Origin of the sequence: Microcoleus sp. EPA2 (assembly GCA_020882975.1) — a bacterium.
GTDB lineage: Bacteria > Cyanobacteriota > Cyanobacteriia > Cyanobacteriales > Microcoleaceae > Microcoleus.
Genome location: JAHRFD010000059.1, coordinates 1 through 15,931 on the forward strand (window position 1 = coordinate 1; position 15,931 = coordinate 15,931).

Sequence of the window (15,931 nt, forward strand, 5' to 3'; positions counted from 1 at the left end):
TTGGATAGCTTGAATGACTTTCTGACGTAGGTCGTAGCTGTATGGTTGGGGCATGACGTGCGATCGCTCCGCAACAAAGAAGATTATTCTCAGTTTACGCCATAACCGCCTTGGCGGTTGCTATACATCCAAATTTCCCAAAACCGAAGATTCTTCTGGGCTAATTTCACGAGGTTTCGTTGAACGGTTAAACAACATCGCTACCCCATCTCGTACTATCTCGAAACGAGCCAACTTTCGCATCAAAAACAGTCGGGGGTCTTGAGTCAGACCTTGATAGGTTCTAAGGCAATAGTCAGCAAGCTTGTACCAAATTTTTGCTGGATATTGAATCAGGGTTGTATTCATCAGTAGTGTATTGTTTACAACATTTGTCCTTGTAGCTTGCACCTTTGATGGTTGAAGGTTTTGTTGTTTGCAAGAACATTAATACAAATCTGAAGCTTAACAAACGCTACTACATTAACACAAATATTTTGCTTGTCAATCCCAAAGCTCTTCTTTTAAATAACTGTTTATTTTACTTTATTCGTAAAAATAAGTTGTGTTCAATGCAGTATATATAGTTACGGATGATTTTTTGCTGAGATTACTAGCTAATACAAGCAGAGCTCGATGTGTTGCTTTGACTTTAAGAATGTCAGGATTGGCGATCGCAATTTTTTTGACATTCATCGCAAAATCTAAAGAAATTGTAAAAAGATACTAAAAAAGGCAAGGCGGGCATTGCCCACCTTACCTAACCTACACAGATTGGGCGCAAATTATGTTTACATTTTGCGCTGAAATTCCTCAAGAACATCCATCAACTGAACTTGACACTGCATCGGAATCAAATCAGCTAACGGCAATTCCCGCTTACCAGCACCTAACTTAACGGGAATACTTTGCAAAACTTGTGCAACTCTGTCGGCATCTAAATTGCTATCTTCCAGCAAGGAATAAAGTTGTTCAGCCACCACCTTATCCAGGTGGGCATCTTTCAGATATAAATGCCACTTAGCAATGTCAATATAGACATTTTCGCCGATTTCGGCTGCTAAAGATTCGATCGCCCTTGTCGTAGTATTAGCCATATTAAAAACCAAAAACTTAATTTGTTATCATTCACAACAGTTAACAAATCGCCGACAATTCCCTTCAACCAGAATCTTTGGTTAGGGGGGAATAATCGGCGATCGCAAAATGGTAAATTGCGTGGGCTAAGACTAACAGTGCCCACCCACCCGTTACCGAAACCGCCCAAGGCCAATCAGCCTTCTGCAAATTGTGAACAAACCACAAACCAGAATTTAAAGCCGAAAAAAGACCTACATGAATCGCAAAATTCATCCGGTCATCTAAACGGCGGTATTCTGGGTCTTTGCGATCGGGTTTGCGTGGCCAACGAGGAGGCATAGTTTTTCACTTTATGTTAGTAGTTCTGTGCCTATTTTAAGCATAAATGCAGCATTTTGAATGCTGCATCCCTCTCCAGACAGAAAATTTATGCCTCTAAATTCTGATAATCGCCAGATTTGCCACCAGTTTTACTCACAAGTCGAATTGATTCAATGACGATCGACTTTTCCAACCCTTTCGCCATATCATACAAAGTCAGCGACGCCACCGAAACCGCTGTCAGCGCCTCCATTTCCACCCCTGTTTCCGCCTTAATTTTCACCGTAGCCCGAATTTCATACCCCGGCAATTCAGCATCCGGTATCACCAGCACCTCCACACTACTTAGCGGTAGAGGATGACACAGAGGAATCAAATTCGCCGTCTGCTTCGCCGCCATAATTCCCGCCAAGCGCGCAGTACCCAACACATCACCTTTGGGCGCATTCCCAGCTTCTATCGCCGCGAAAGTCTCCGGTAACATCCGCACCCTCCCAGAGGCCACAGCTTGACGCGCTGTAGTCATCTTGGCTGAAACGTCCACCATTTGGGCTTCACCGCTGTTGTTGAGGTGAGTTAGCTGTGGGCGATCGGGCAATTTAGAAAAATTTGGCGAAAGGTCTTGCATTATTTTGAAAATGGTGTTACTGTTAGATTCTGTGGGAAAAGAACTTAATCAATCTTAGATTAAATCTGGACTCAACAGGGGCTTGTAGCTTAGTTGGATAGAGTGCATGGCTACGAACCATGAGGTCGGGGGTTCGAATCCCTCCAAGCCCATCATCAAAAGTTATGAGTTTTGGATTCCCAATCAGGATTCAAAACTCATAACTTTTTTAATTTCTTCAATCAACCATTCAAAGCATAAACATCTTTGCCTCTACCCATAGCAAACCTGACGGAATGAGACAAATCTTTACTACATTGAGTAACAAAAATCACCAAAGCCAAACAAGCAAGTCCAGCCGCAAAACCAAACATATTTCTATAGCCCACTTGTTCCGCCACAAAACCTAAACTGGGCCCTGCAATCGCAATTCCCAAATCAAACCCGCCAATACAAAGCGAAAACAATCGGCCCCTTTCTTGAGGTTGGCACCTGTCAGACATCAGCGTTACCATCATCGGCAAAACCGTACCACCAGCACAACCTTCCACCAAAGCTGCAATTAAAAAAGCACTGCTATTGTTAGCAGAATACAACAAAAACATAGAAAAGAAGTAACAGATTAAGCCACCAGAAATAAACAAGCCTCGTCCGTATTTATCGGAAGCCCTTCCCGTGACTAATCGCATACTAAAACTAGCAATTGCTGCCGTTGAGTAAAACAATCCAGGATTAAAATTAGCCTGAGTTTCTTGCACAAACAAAGGCATAAAAGTGCTTAAAGTTCCGAAAACTAAACCTACCAACAATAAGACTAAAGCGGGAATCCGAACGCGAGGATTCCACAGCATTTGCCAACAATTTTTTTGGGATTTCTCCTCAGATAATAAATTTGGCTTTGCTAAATCTCCCCAACTAGGTTCCGTAATTTGAAAAGTACAAATTACCGCCATTGTAGCGAAAGATGCAGACATTAAAAACAAAGGAGTATACCCCACCCATGCTTGCAAAAATCCGCCCATCGCCGGACCAAAGGCCATCCCAATCGGAGTGGTCAAACTCATGTAACCAATTAATTCGCCCCGCTTTCCTGGTGGCGACAAATCTGTTACCAAAGCACTGTAAGCTGTGGTAAAGGCGGCGATGCTAATGCCATGAACAGCGCGGATTAATAACAGTAAAGGAATAGATTTTGCCAAGAGATAGCACAGAGGGGCTGTCGCAGCTACCAAAGTACCTAAGAGTAAAACTTGTTTTCTGCCTCTGCTATCAGCCATTTTGCCCAACTGCTGCCTCGACAGCAAAAGCCCGATCGCAAATGCACCCATGACAAAGCCAATTTGCTGTTTTGTACCGCCTACGGATTGGACGTACAGGGGTAAAGTTGGCAAAAGTGAGGCTAAACTCGACCAGAAGAGCAAGCCTGTGGTGAATAAAGTCAGCAAATTGCGTCTGGGTTGAGGTTCGAGATCCCTAAAAATATTCAAGATGCTAATTCCTGTCAAATCAATCTTCCGAGTCCACTCAAGCTAAGGTAGAGTGTATCCATACATTGTGTTACAAGTTTTTAACATCTGCAACTAAAAAAGTTAATATTTGACTCACACTCAACAGTCAACATTCTTACCAATCAACCTCGGCTCTTTCTTCCATAACCCGTTGATAAACCCACTCTGTTTCCATCGCCAACTTCGGCCAGCTAAATCGGCGTTCCAAGTCTGAGTAAGCATTATCAACTAACCACTGTCCATAACCCGGATTTTTCAATACTTCCAAAATCCCCCAGGCTAAAGAATCAGAATTATTTGCTTGAGTAACAACGCCCGTTTTCGTGTGTTGTACTACTTCGGGAAGTCCACCAGCATCAGAAACTACCACAGGCACTCTAGCAGCAAAACTTTCTAAAGCTACAATCCCAAAAGGTTCGTAAAGACTAGGAAAAACAGCACAGTCCGCCACGGTTTGAAATTTATCGAGGTCTTCTTCAAACATGAACCCAGTAAAATAGCATTTATTCCAAATCCCTAAGTTCCAAGCCTGATTTTTCAGATGGTCAGTATTGCCACCACCCACAATGATAATCTTGGTCTTTCCCCCCATTTCCCAAATCACTTTCGGTGCAGCATTTAAAAATACAGCTATGCCCTTTTCGTAGCTGATTCTCCCCACATAATAGACAATTTTTTCGTCATCTGCTGCAAATTTTCGCCGAAAATCTCTGGCATCGAATTCATGCAAGCGTGGTTTTTTTTCCGATCTAATTCCGTTATAAATTACTTCTATTTTATTCCAAGGTGTAGATAGTACCCGTTCGGCTTCTCGGCGCATATAATCGCTGCACACAATTACCCGCCAAGCATTGTAAGCGAGGCTATTTTCTTTGGCGTTGATGTAACGCTGTCCGTCATTGTGGAGACCGTTGAAGCGTCCGTATTCGGTGGCGTGGATGGTGGCAATTAGGGGTACTTTAAAAGTATGCTTGAGGGCGATCGCGGCATCTCCCACTAGCCAATCGTGAGCGTGAATCAGATCGAAACGCCCTTCTTCTAGCATCAGTTTGCCACCTTGATGGCCCATGCTTTGGTTGAGGTTGGCTACCCAGTGGAAAAAGTCGCGGGCGTGTCCCACCACTACCCGATGTACCTGTATTCCTTCCACTACTTCATACATCGGCGCATTGCCGAACTCTACAGTAATTAAGTGAATGGAGTGACCCAGCTTCACCAATTCTGGATACAATTCCGATACGTGGCGGGCAATGCCACCTACGATTCTGGGAGGAAACTCCCACGCCAATACCAAAATTTTCATCTCTCTTCCCTCCACAGAATTTATAGATCTTAATGTTTATTGTTGACTAATTTATTGTATAATTTTCAGATTTTTTGGTTGGTCGATCGCCATACCCATGACCTGAACAATCATCCTGGACTCAAAAACCTGGTTTTTTAGGGAAATACTGCTGTTGAGCCTTTAATGCTCGTGAACAACCAGGTTGATTTGGTATTTATGAGTCCAGGACTAAAAAACAGGTTGATGCAAGATTTTTGCCACAGACACAGCAATGGCGATCGCCAGTCCCTGCCTATTTTTTGTTCAAAATCGGCTCCAATTGGCGACGAAAACTAGCCCAAGCCGCCGCCGATGCAGAGTTAGAAGCAGCACCCTTTTGCATCAAAATCGCGCCGTCTTCAAAGCCAATAATGCCGTACTCTCCAGATTTGGACATTCGATCGATTTGAGGGACGATCGCCTGCAACTGTCCCCGTTCCGCGCGAAATGCTGCCTGATACTGTTGTAACTGCCACATATCCGCGATCGCATATTCCATCTTCACTATCTCCCTGGCATCATTCCGCAATTCCAACATCGGAAACCTGAGAATTTCCCGACGGCTTGACAAAATCGGCACAATCGTGTTAGTCGCTGACACACTAGCATCCGCAGGAATTTGAGCCAACAGAGGGCGCACCTGAAAAACGTGTTGCCACTGTCTGAGCAAAGGAACCTGCACCCAAGGAGCGATCGCATCGGGCAAAATAAACGAAAAAGTCCGATTTGGGTTAGAGGTGAAGGTGAAAAATAGTGACAAAGAGATACAAAACGCCCAAAATCGGCGAAATTTTGCAGAGGAAGGGAAAGGCAACACCGCAGAAGGAAAACGCAAGATGGTTTGTTCTCCCCTTCTAATTTTATCTTCTTCCTGTTGGCGACTAGCCCACCAGAGGATCGTCCCATAAAACAGCCCAGGCACCACAGTCATCGCATAGCGAATATTGATCGCCAATACCGACTCTCCTTTAGCTAAAAATAGCTTCAGCAGGGGGAATCCAGCGATCGTCCAAGAAGCGGGCGCGAAAGCAGGAACCAAAGCTAAGGGCAACCACTGACCAAGCAGGTATTTGATTTTACCAAAAAACGGCGTAAACAATTGTTCCATCAACCGCCAAGGATTGCTCACCATTCCCCAAATAATGTCGAGAGTCGAAGCTTCTTCTCCATCGGCATATTGACCGAAGCGTTCTATCATAAACCGCTGGGAGATATCAGCAGAAAATAACGGCATAATCGCATTAGTCAACAAAATCATGTAACCAAAACTAAGAACGCACACAGCCAAGCCAGTCAGAGGGTAGCGCCGACTCAAAATCAGGTAAACTCCCACCCCAAATAACACCACACCCCCATCTTCCCGCACGGCCAAAATTAAAGTTGCCAAAATCCCAAACAGCGGCCACCAGCGCTTTTCCATCGCCAGTAGCAAGCTAAAAACATAAAGCGGAATTTGGCAAACATCATGAAAATTGCCCAAAGTCGGGCCAATTACCGCATTAGCACAGTAATAGCTGACCACAATGGCCGCCGATAGCCGACGCTCTAGATAGTGTCTGGCAAGAGCGTAGAGCACTAAACCAGCCGCCGTAATCAAAGTCACCTGCAACACCGTCAAAGTCACAGGAGAGGGAAACAGGGAGTAAATTGGCAGCCACAGCATCAGCGCCGGAGTGAAGTGCTGCCCTAACCGGTAGTAAAATACTTCTGGGACCTGATTTTGGTGAACCACGTTAGTAGACAAAGCCGAAGAGAGAGAACTCTCAAACAAGCGACCGTGACTACCATTCCAAAACAGTTGATTAAAAATGCCTTGGTCGTAAGTGGCATAAAAGCTGTAGTAGCGATGCAGCGTCAGTAATAAGCACAGCACAAAAAACCCCGCCGCCACCTTCATCACCTCATGCAGCGACGAATTTTGCTTGCCACTCAAAAATATCATCCATCCGCCCTCATCAAATTATCGGAGATTAGCATAAATCTAAAGGAGGTATTAAATTAAAGTAGAAGTGAAATAACTGGGCTCGGCAATGGTCAATTATTTTCACCCGATCAAAAAGCTCCATAGCGTCCATCCGACCATCGGCACGAGTGATACCGACTGTTCTCGTGAACAGCCTGCCACTTCCGAATCGGTTCTACAGCTTCTGCTGTTTGTAGACAAGCGTCCCTCTTCTAAGGAACAAACCAGACACATCCGCAAATCCCTGACAGAATTGAAGGCAGAGTGGGACTTTGAACTTCAAATCATCGACGTCGGGGAACAGCCTGATTTGGCGGAACACTTTAAAGTCCTAGCCACTCCTTCCCTGCTCAAAATCCATCCCACTCCGCGACAAACCCTTACCGGCAGTAATTTGAGCGCCCAATTGGAACACTGGTGGCCCCGTTGGTTGTTGTCTGTAGAAGAATACACCGCTCAACAACAGTCTCCGACATCTCCGGCTGACACTGGGGCAGAGGCAAAACCGATTTATTCGGTTGCTTGCGCCGTGGAACTGGTGCAACTTTCGGATGAAGTTTTTCGCCTCAAACAGGAAACAGAACACCTGCAAGAACAGTTGCAGTTGAAAGACCGCATTATTGCCATGCTCGCCCACGATCTCCGCAATCCTTTGACGGCTGCTTCTTTGGCTTTGGAAACTTTGGAGTCACATCAGAAGGTGAAAAAGGGGGAAACATCACGTTTGACACCCACTCTGGCGACTCATTTGATGAAACAAGCTCGGCGGCAAATTCGGATTGTCGATCGCATGATTACAGATATCCTGCAAGCAGCTAGGGGTACCAACGCCCAACTGCACATGGCACCCAAAAAAATCGAACTGGGGAAAATTTGTCAAGATGTACTGCTTCAGTTTCAAGACAAATTTGAAGCTAAAAGTCTCAGGTTGGAGACAGACATTCCCCCAGATTTGCCCTTGGTTTATGCCGATCCCGATCGGATCAAACAAGTGATTGCCAACCTGCTCGACAACGCCAGCAAATATACGCCAGAGCAAGGAACTGTGACTATTTCCATGCTCCACCGCACTGCTTACAAAGTTCAAGTCAGCATTGGTAACAGCGGGCCGGGAATTCCTCAAGAAAATTGCGAAAGCATTTTTGAAGACAGCTTCCGCTTGCAGCGAGACAAATCACAAGACGGTTACGGCATTGGACTGTCTCTTTGTCAGGGCATCATCCGCGCCCACTACGGTCAAATTTGGGTAGATTCAGTCCCCGATAAAGGCAGTTGTTTTCACTTTACTTTGCCCGTTCAAAAATAAAAGTTAGTTAACAGTTATCAGTTATTAGTTTTCAGTTAACACCATAATTTTTACGGAGAACAGCAATAATTTGTTCGTTGGCTTTGGGGAAAGTAAATTGGTCAATCTCCTCTAGTGTCACCCAGCGAATTTCATCACATTCGAGGGTTTGCGGTTCACCGCTGAGGTAGCGACAGTTGTGTACGCAAAGGGTAACTGTAAAATTAGTGTAGTCGTGTTCGATCGTCATCAACCTCGCACCAACTGCGATGACGATCCCCAACTCCTCCATAATCTCCCGTTCAATACAAGCTTCCATGGTTTCCCCAGGCTCTATTTTACCACCGGGAAACTCCCAAAAACCGCCGTGTAGTCCAAGTGGGCGTCTTTTGTCAATCAAAATTTTTCCTTGTTCGTTCCAGATGACAGCAACGCCGATGACTTTGTGAGGTAAAGAAGAAAGAGACATATTAATTTAATGGTTATGGGTTATTGGTTATTTAACAAATAACAACTAACAACTAACAATAGCCCCCCATCTGGTGATGGGGGGCTTGAGTATTCGACTATTTAACTGTTAACAATTTAATCATCAGAACCGTGTATTTCACTAGCTTGCATAGACTTTTCAAAAGTCATTCGTTGTTCGGCATTCTTGAGAAAATAACCGCTAATCATCGCCGAAGCCAACAATCTACCCAAATGCTCGCGACTGGTAGTGACTGTCACCCCGAAGTGTTCCGAAGGTAAATTGCCCAATAGTCCGACAATATTTCGCTCCATTACTTGAAAAACTTCGTGAGAATTTGGCTTAGACAACTGAGAAACTGTGTCTGGAGCCATGGACTGCACGTACTGCCACAGTAAATTAGAATTTTCTCCGTCTTCTTCAAAAAATTCTGGGGATTTGTTAGATGAATTACTCACGAGAACCTCCGTTGCAGAGACAGTTGTTGATTTTAGAGACAGCCCGGTTAATTTCAATAACCTTATTTACTGGCTGCTGATCTTTCTTACCAAGTAATTACTAATGTAGCAGGACGGCGATCGTAACGAAGTGGGCACAACCGAATTCAAGGAGACGGTTTTTACGATGTTAGATTGGGGGATGGCGAAAGTCTAAACCGATCGCCACTCCCCAGTCTACCTAGCTGGCTAGATAATCGTTGATATCTTGCTTTCGTTTGCGGAGTTTAGTCAAAGCTTCCCGTTCTATTTGCCGCACTCGTTCCCGGCTGATGTTAAGCCGATCGCCTATTTTTGCCAAGGTGAGAGTTTGCCCATCTTCCAAACCAAATCGCAAGGCCAGCACTTCTCGCTGTTGGGGAGTCAATTCTGCCATCAGATGATCCAAATCCGTCCGCAGGGAAGATTGCAGAGCAAAATCTTCCGGGGAAGTACCAGTATCTTCCAATAAATCGCCCAACTCAGTATCTTGATTATCTCCCACGCGCAAATCAAGGGAAAGTGGCAAACGAGCTCGTTCTAGATATTCCCGAATTTGCTTGGGAGTTAAATCTAACTCCTTGGACAACTCCGCCGCAGTGGCAGCCCGGCCTAGCTGTTGAGCAAGTTGGCGTTGGGCCTTTTTAATTTTGTTGAGCTTTTCGGTAATGTGAATTGGTAAGCGGATGGTGCGGCCTTTTTCGGCGATCGCCCGCGTAATCGCCTGACGAATCCACCAATACGCATAAGTAGAAAATCTATAACCCTTAGTGGGGTCAAATTTTTCCACTCCTCGCTGCATTCCAATAGTGCCTTCCTGAATTAGATCCAGTAAGTCTACGTTGCGCTTGATATATTTCTTAGCAACAGACACCACCAGCCGCAGATTGGCTTCCACCATTTGCCGCTTGGCTCTTTCCCCGTGTTCGATTGTCCGCTGCAACTGTGCCTCAGACAGCCCAACTGCCTGTGCCCATTCGGCCGTCGTTGGGTCGCGGCCTAACTCTTCGGCGAGAATATATTTCTCCTGATTCAGTGCAGTCGATCGCTGTACCTGTTTCCCATAGAGTATTTCTTGCTCATGGGTCAACAGGGGAACGCGGCCAATTTCTCGCAAGTAAGCGCGAACAGAATCTGTATCTGAGGACTTAAGAGTTTTCATGAGCTTTTCCCGCTGAGGATCAGTGCCTATAAAGGTTTGCTGTGCGGCAAACCCCTAGCTTCTTCTGGTACGGAAAGCGGGCGGGGACTTGCGCTTTCCTTGCATTTAAACAGGCTTCGTTTTATGGTAGCTAGCTGCTACTCCCTGTCGCCCCCGTCTCAGGTTGGGTTTTGCTTGGGGGGTTAACAATGCTACTTATGTTAAGAATCTTAACATTTCTGAGAGTGGTTGGCTATATTTCTTTACATTTATTTTCTCTGAGCATGAGTTGCAATGCTACGAGAGTATCCGCTTTCCTAGCTGAAAAATTGCATCAAAGTCTACAAAAAGGCAGAATTTGTGGACTGATGACGGTTGAGAGTGCACTGTTGACTAATAACTTCTTTGTCTTTGAGCTTCGTATAAAATCAGGGCACTGGCGATCGACACATTCAAGGATTCTACGCCCCGACTCAAAGGAATTTGGATTTGTCGATCGGCTAAATTCCTCAATTGGCCCGACAAACCAGAGCCTTCATTCCCCAAAACGATCAGAGTCGGCAATCGCAAATCTACTTCCCAATAAGTTAAAGTCGCATCAGGGACTGTGGCTAAAATTTGCATCCCTCGATTTTTCGATCGAGAAACTTCCGCCATTAAATCGGGACTAACTGTCATGGGTAGTTTAAACCAAGCTCCTGCGGAAGCTCGCAGCACCTTTGGATGATCCAGATCCGCACTATCTGCACTCAGTAACAAACCGTCAGCATTAGCAGCCGCAGCCGTGCGGACGATCGCCCCCAAGTTACCAGGATCTTGAATGGTTTCTAAAGCTATCCCCAAAGTGGAGAATTCTGCTGGTGGAGTCGCGGTGCGACGTGCGGTGGCGACTATACCATCGGGCTGGACTGTAGTGGCGATCGACTCCAACACCTTCCTATTGACTAACTCTGCGCGATCGGCCAAACTACAAGCCTGCTCCCACAACTTGCCATGTTGCTCAACCCACTCAGGAGTGCTGCAAACCGTAGCTAGCGGGTAATTCACCCCACAAGCTTCCTCCAGCAGATGAGTTCCTTCGAGTAAAAATAATTGTTGTTCCCTGCGTCCCTTCGAGCTATGGAGCTTGCGGATTTCCTTGACTAGGGGATTTTGAATACTTGTGAGCATTGTTTAATTTAGCAGAGTGGATGGGGTTATTGCCTGCCTCGGCATCACCCCAAACTACTGCCTGCCTTGAGAATGCGGAACCCGGGACTTGAACCCGGAAGGCTTGCACCACATGAACCTGAATCATGCGCGTCTACCAATTCCGCCAGTTCCGCATCAACCACGATTTACTAATTTATGGTATATGCGTCACTTTGTCAAGTCTTTAGAGGAAAATTATTTTTTGGTGTCTAGGCGGCGAGCATAGGGTATAGCTTAAAACACTTGATAACAGCTATATATAACCCATTTGAGATCTAAGAAGCGAGCATCTTAATCAACTTGGCACTTGCATTGTCTAAGGTTCTCAAGGGAGTTTTTGATGAGAATTTTACCCGCTCAATCCCAGCATTAGATCGCTCGACAATCCACCTCGCTTTAACTCGAACCTATCCCGATTATCCTTTTTCTTCTTTTTGTTGTGTACAGACAAGCAACTATTCTTCCTCGTTTTGCTTGAAACTGCATCACTCTCTTTTCTTGGAGCAATTGGATGCCGATCGCCTGTAGCTGAGCCGCTCTCACATCAAGGGCGATCGTCAAAAGATGTCAAATGGGTTCTATATAGCCTTTCTCAGGTACGTGAGGTATGTAATCAGGCGTGAAAGTTGCGATATTCAGAGAATTTTGTCTACTTGATTTTTGTGAGAAGGGCTATATAACCATAATAGAATACTTTAGCATACTGTATTCGTAGAATTTAACAAAACTTCAATAATCCTCATTGTTAACTTAGGGTTATGGTGAAGTCAGTCAGGACACTAAAGCACAACCTCTAATAAAGCAATGGATTTTGAAGAAACCCTCAAACTTATGGATATAGTGGTTTTTGCGGAAACCGAAAGACACCTCAGCGACCCGGAAGTAACGATTCTGCGCGGGGCGTGTTTGGGGATGACCTACGAGCAAATGGCTGAAAATTCTCAATATAAGATGAATTACCTGATGCGAGATGTCGGGCCCAAGTTCTGGAAATTGCTTTCGGAAATTTTTCGAGAAGAAGTCAGCAAAACCAATTTCCGTGCCGCTTTGGGGCGACATTTACGATCGCCCTTCGTCAAACTACCAGCCCACATGATGTCACCTCCAGCACAACGGCTGTCTGACTCTGGCTCGATGTCTGGGGGAATTCCTCAGAGTACCCTGGTTGATTGGGGTGAAGCTCCAGATATTCCCGTTTTTTGCGGCCGCACCAAAGAGTTCAACTCCCTGGCGACGTGGATTGTCGCAGAACAATGTCGGTTGGTAGTTTTGAGTGGAGTCGGTGGGATTGGGAAGACAAGTCTCTCGGTAAAGTTAGCCCAACAAATTCAGGGAAGATTTCAGTTCGTGATTTGGCGATCGCTCCGTCAAGCACCAACGATCGCTCATTTGTTAACTTCCTTGATGCCAGATTTTGAGCGATCGCCCCAAATTAACTTACCCCTTGATGTAGATCAAAGAATCTCCCAACTCATAGAAAAGTTGCGAGAGTTCCGATGTCTGATGGTGTTTGATGGTTGGGAAACAATCTTAGAACCGACTAAGTTAGCCGGACATTATCGAGAAGGCTATGAGAAGTATGGGGAATTAATCCAAAGAATTGCAGAACAACAGCATCAAAGCTGCTTAGTCGTCGTCACGCGGGAAGTACCGGAGGCGATCGATCTGCTCGTAGGCGATCGTTCCCCAGTTCGAGCTTTAAAATTGGGAGGTTTGAACGAGATAGAAGCACGAGAACTTTTTAAAGCTCAAGGCTTGTCTGATGAGAACAAATGGACAGAACTCATTAAGATATATCAAGGAAACCCCTTAGAGTTAAAGATTGTAGCTCCCGCTATTCGGGAATTGTTTAACGGCAAAGTTGCCGACTTTCTCAAACGCCAAACTTTTGTATTTGGAGGAATCAAGGCTTTATTAAATGACCAATTTGAACGATTGGAAGATTTAGAAAAATCAATTCTGTATTGGTTGGCGATCCAAGGTTCCCCCGTTTCCTTAGAACAGTTAGTGGAATATCTGTTATTCCCCGTATCTAAGTCAGAAATTTTAGAAGCCCTATCTTCGCTGCTGCGCCGGGAGTTGATTGATAAAAACGCAGGCAAAGGTCAAACTGAGTTTGTGCTACACTATGTTTTAATGCAGTACGTGACTGAGCAATTGACAGCCAAGGCTTGCAGAGAAATTTTGGGGATGCTCAAAACTCAAAAACTAGATGGAAATAAAATTGAAATACTCAAAAGTCATCTGGTGTTTAAAAATACCCAGCTCAATCCAAATACCAAAGGTACTAGGGTAGAAGACTCCATTGCTATTACTCTCAAGGAGCATTTGACTAAGTTGTTTAAAACTAATAGCAAAGCTTACGAGCAGTTAAATAAAGTGTATGCTGCGATCCAAAATCAGGATTGGCTAGAAAGAGGATACACTGAAGAGAATTTCCAAAATTTGCTAGCAGTGATGCAACCAGAGGAAAAAAATCTCGCACCGGACGATCGCAAACAAGAGTCAAATTTACCTGTGTAATACCAATTTCATAAAGTAGCGCTACATATCTACCCCCCCAACCCCCCCTTACTAAGGGGGGGCTTTGAACTACATCTGTAAGAAATTTATGAAAATGGTATAATATAGCCTTTCTCATTTAGGTGGGTAATGGTTGCAAACTACAAACTGCTAAAAATGGCTTGTAAATTAATGACCAATTACCAATTACCCATTACCTAAGATTTAGGCAGTGTCTAATACCAATTTTAAAAAAAAATGCAACAGTAGTCTTCTCCCTCCCCTTTGTAAGGGGGGGTTAGGGGGGGGCTGTTTCATTTTCAAACAAATCATCGTTTTGTAGGGGTAGTGGATGGTGCGTGCCTACCCTCCTCATCCACGATTTTGTAGTTGTTTCAGGCATCAGGGCAACCACGGGGGGATTGCCCCTACAAGAGAATGAAACAGCCCTGGGGGTTAGGGGGGGTCAAAGATTGTTGCAGGATTTTAGAGAAATGGTATAAGTCTTAGTTTCGTTGTTTTAAGCAAATTGATGAGGAGGCAAAAATGAACTGTTTTGATGAACCAATGTTGGGAGAAGAGAGTGTTAACTACTGCATCAATCCTAGGTGCAAACATCGTCCAAACCCTGATGGATTCGATAATTGTCTTGCTTGCAACACCTCATTGTTAATCAACAATCGCTATCGAGCGCTGAGAAAACTACAACATGGAAGCGATAGCACCGAAATTTTTGAATTACAAGACTTGGAAGATGGCGAGTATGGTTGCTATATTCCCAAAATTTTGAAAGTGCTAACCCACAATAGCGACCCCAATGTAATTCGCTTGTTTCAGGAAGAAGAAATGATATTACGGTATCTGAAATCTCTGGCAGTACCTCAAGTTTTTCCGGGAGCGTACTTTACTTTTGAAACCAGTAATGGTAATAATCTCCACTGTTTAGCAATGGAGAAAATAGAAGGTCAAAATCTCGAACAATGGCTGAAAGAAAACGGGAGAGTTTCTGAAGAACGAGGGATTGATTGGCTGAGACAAAGCGCTAAAATTTTAGAATCAGTTCACAGAAAAGGTTTTTTCCACCGAGATATTAAACCGAGTAATATTATGTGCCGTCCTGACGGTAGTCTAGTATTGATTGACTTTGGTACTGCCAGCAAAATAACTTCTGATACCTATATAAAGAAATATGAAAATAGAGATACGACGCGGATTTTCTCATCAGGTTATACAGCTCCAGAACAAGAAAATGGCGCTGCAATTCCCAAATCTGACTTGTTTGCTTTGGGGCGGACTTTTGTACATTTGCTAACTGGCGATCGCCCAAATGATTTAGTGACAACAGCAACAGGAAAGTTAATGTGGCGAGACTTAGCACCACAAATTTCAGTAAAGTTTGCCGATTTAATAGATGAGATGATGGCCGTTGAATCTCACCGTCGCCCCCAAAATCCCAGCACGGTTTTGCAGCGTTTAGCTGAAATTGAGTGCTGTCATTTAACTGTTGCTAATTTGTTTGGTCAAGGTGGAAGTAAACTTAATTTTTTAAAGCGTTATATTAGATGGACTCGGATTAATTATCGTCTGGCTTCCCTAGGGCTAGGTGTATCGCTATTTTTGGGAATTATCGGTTTTAAATTATTTCCCCCTCAGTGGGCTGTTGCTTTGAATAATTGCGCTCATGAGAATTATACAGCCGATAGGTTAGGAGATGCTCAGTTTTATCTAAATTTAGCACTTCTTTTAGAACCAAACTTGGGGGAAGCTCATTATATTCAAGGCTTGATTTTTGAAATAAATAGGGACTTTGATTCAGCGCGAAATAGCTATAAAAAATCTCTCAAAGATTTGCCTGAAAAATCTCTGAATAATTTGGCAAGGTTGGATATTTTGGAGAAACAATATTCGGCTGCTATTCCCCGATTGCAAACAGGATTGCAACTTGTTAAAGAAGTGGATTTGACACTCCCCGGCCTTGAAGGCGCGGGGATTCTTGGATCAATCAGTCGATTTGCTCGTTGATGCTGCCATCAAAGAGTAGAGATCGGTCTGTCCCCAAGCGTTGATTTCGGTGTGCCCCACCGT

At 44.5% G+C, this 15,931-nt stretch carries 15 protein-coding genes and 2 tRNA genes; 4 read left to right on the forward strand and 13 right to left on the reverse strand.

Features of this window, described 5'->3' with window-relative positions; all coding sequences use genetic code 11:
• Nucleotides 1-120: 120 nt before the first annotated feature.
• The 5 genes from AAFP14_RS26050 to moaC all read right to left on the reverse strand — a co-directional run bounded on the left by AAFP14_RS26050 (nt 121) and on the right by moaC (nt 2,008).
• The gene (locus AAFP14_RS26050; protein ID WP_341735075.1) at nt 121-348 is read right to left on the reverse strand and encodes a hypothetical protein; all 228 of its coding nucleotides are present in this window, start codon (nt 346-348) and stop codon (nt 121-123) included.
• Between the two features lie 177 nt (nt 349-525).
• On the reverse strand, nt 526-675 hold the full coding sequence (locus AAFP14_RS26055) for a hypothetical protein (RefSeq protein WP_341735076.1): 150 nt from the start codon (nt 673-675) through the stop codon (nt 526-528).
• A gap of 95 nt (nt 676-770) precedes the next feature.
• Complete coding sequence (locus tag AAFP14_RS26060) at nt 771-1,076, reverse strand: DUF3181 family protein (RefSeq protein ID WP_341735077.1); 306 nt, start codon at nt 1,074-1,076, stop codon at nt 771-773.
• Nucleotides 1,077-1,140: 64 nt separating this feature from the next.
• Nucleotides 1,141-1,398 carry a 2TM domain-containing protein gene (locus AAFP14_RS26065; protein ID WP_341735078.1) on the reverse strand — a complete coding sequence of 86 codons (258 nt, stop codon included), beginning with the start codon at nt 1,396-1,398 and terminating at the stop codon, nt 1,141-1,143.
• An 88-nt stretch (nt 1,399-1,486) separates the two neighbouring features.
• On the reverse strand, nt 1,487-2,008 hold the full coding sequence (gene moaC, locus AAFP14_RS26070) for a cyclic pyranopterin monophosphate synthase MoaC (protein ID WP_341735079.1): 522 nt from the start codon (nt 2,006-2,008) through the stop codon (nt 1,487-1,489).
• Nucleotides 2,009-2,086: 78 nt separating this feature from the next.
• Between moaC and AAFP14_RS26075 the strand changes: the two genes are divergently transcribed.
• A tRNA-Arg gene (locus AAFP14_RS26075) sits at nt 2,087-2,160 on the forward strand.
• A 69-nt stretch (nt 2,161-2,229) separates the two neighbouring features.
• On the opposite strand, the gene AAFP14_RS26080 is transcribed toward AAFP14_RS26075, so the two are convergent.
• The 3 genes from AAFP14_RS26080 to AAFP14_RS26090 form a co-directional block, all read right to left on the reverse strand.
• On the reverse strand, nt 2,230-3,474 hold the full coding sequence (locus tag AAFP14_RS26080; protein ID WP_341735080.1) for an MFS transporter: 1,245 nt from the start codon (nt 3,472-3,474) through the stop codon (nt 2,230-2,232).
• Between the two features lie 136 nt (nt 3,475-3,610).
• Nucleotides 3,611-4,798, reverse strand: coding sequence for a glycosyltransferase family 4 protein (locus AAFP14_RS26085; RefSeq protein ID WP_341735081.1), 1,188 nt, complete (start codon nt 4,796-4,798; stop codon nt 3,611-3,613).
• Nucleotides 4,799-5,072: 274 nt separating this feature from the next.
• Nucleotides 5,073-6,761 carry a DUF2079 domain-containing protein gene (locus AAFP14_RS26090; RefSeq protein ID WP_341735082.1) on the reverse strand — a complete coding sequence of 563 codons (1,689 nt, stop codon included), beginning with the start codon at nt 6,759-6,761 and terminating at the stop codon, nt 5,073-5,075.
• Nucleotides 6,762-6,849: 88 nt separating this feature from the next.
• Between AAFP14_RS26090 and AAFP14_RS26095 the strand changes: the two genes are divergently transcribed.
• Nucleotides 6,850-8,088: a histidine kinase gene (locus AAFP14_RS26095; protein ID WP_341735083.1), complete on the forward strand. Its 1,239-nt coding sequence runs from the start codon at nt 6,850-6,852 to the stop codon at nt 8,086-8,088.
• A gap of 31 nt (nt 8,089-8,119) precedes the next feature.
• Here the strand turns inward: AAFP14_RS26095 and mutT are convergent, their stop codons facing one another.
• From mutT to AAFP14_RS26120, 5 genes are all read right to left on the reverse strand, one after another.
• On the reverse strand, nt 8,120-8,536 hold the full coding sequence (gene mutT / locus AAFP14_RS26100) for an 8-oxo-dGTP diphosphatase MutT (protein WP_472851093.1): 417 nt from the start codon (nt 8,534-8,536) through the stop codon (nt 8,120-8,122).
• A gap of 116 nt (nt 8,537-8,652) precedes the next feature.
• Nucleotides 8,653-8,994: a DUF760 domain-containing protein gene (locus tag AAFP14_RS26105; protein ID WP_340518474.1), complete on the reverse strand. Its 342-nt coding sequence runs from the start codon at nt 8,992-8,994 to the stop codon at nt 8,653-8,655.
• Between the two features lie 220 nt (nt 8,995-9,214).
• Entirely contained in the window at nt 9,215-10,174 is a 960-nt protein-coding gene (locus tag AAFP14_RS26110; RefSeq protein WP_341735084.1) for an RNA polymerase sigma factor, RpoD/SigA family, read from the reverse strand.
• Between the two features lie 372 nt (nt 10,175-10,546).
• A complete protein-coding gene (locus tag AAFP14_RS26115; protein WP_341735085.1) occupies nt 10,547-11,323 on the reverse strand; it encodes a TrmH family RNA methyltransferase in 777 nt (258 codons plus the stop codon).
• 73 nt (nt 11,324-11,396) lie between these two features.
• Nucleotides 11,397-11,478: transfer RNA gene (locus AAFP14_RS26120), tRNA-Leu, on the reverse strand.
• 670 nt (nt 11,479-12,148) lie between these two features.
• Between AAFP14_RS26120 and AAFP14_RS26125 the strand changes: the two genes are divergently transcribed.
• A complete protein-coding gene (locus tag AAFP14_RS26125; RefSeq protein WP_341735086.1) occupies nt 12,149-13,867 on the forward strand; it encodes a helix-turn-helix domain-containing protein in 1,719 nt (572 codons plus the stop codon).
• 525 nt (nt 13,868-14,392) lie between these two features.
• On the forward strand, nt 14,393-15,868 hold the full coding sequence (locus tag AAFP14_RS26130; RefSeq protein WP_341735087.1) for a serine/threonine protein kinase: 1,476 nt from the start codon (nt 14,393-14,395) through the stop codon (nt 15,866-15,868).
• The last annotated feature ends 63 nt before the right edge of the window (nt 15,869-15,931 follow it).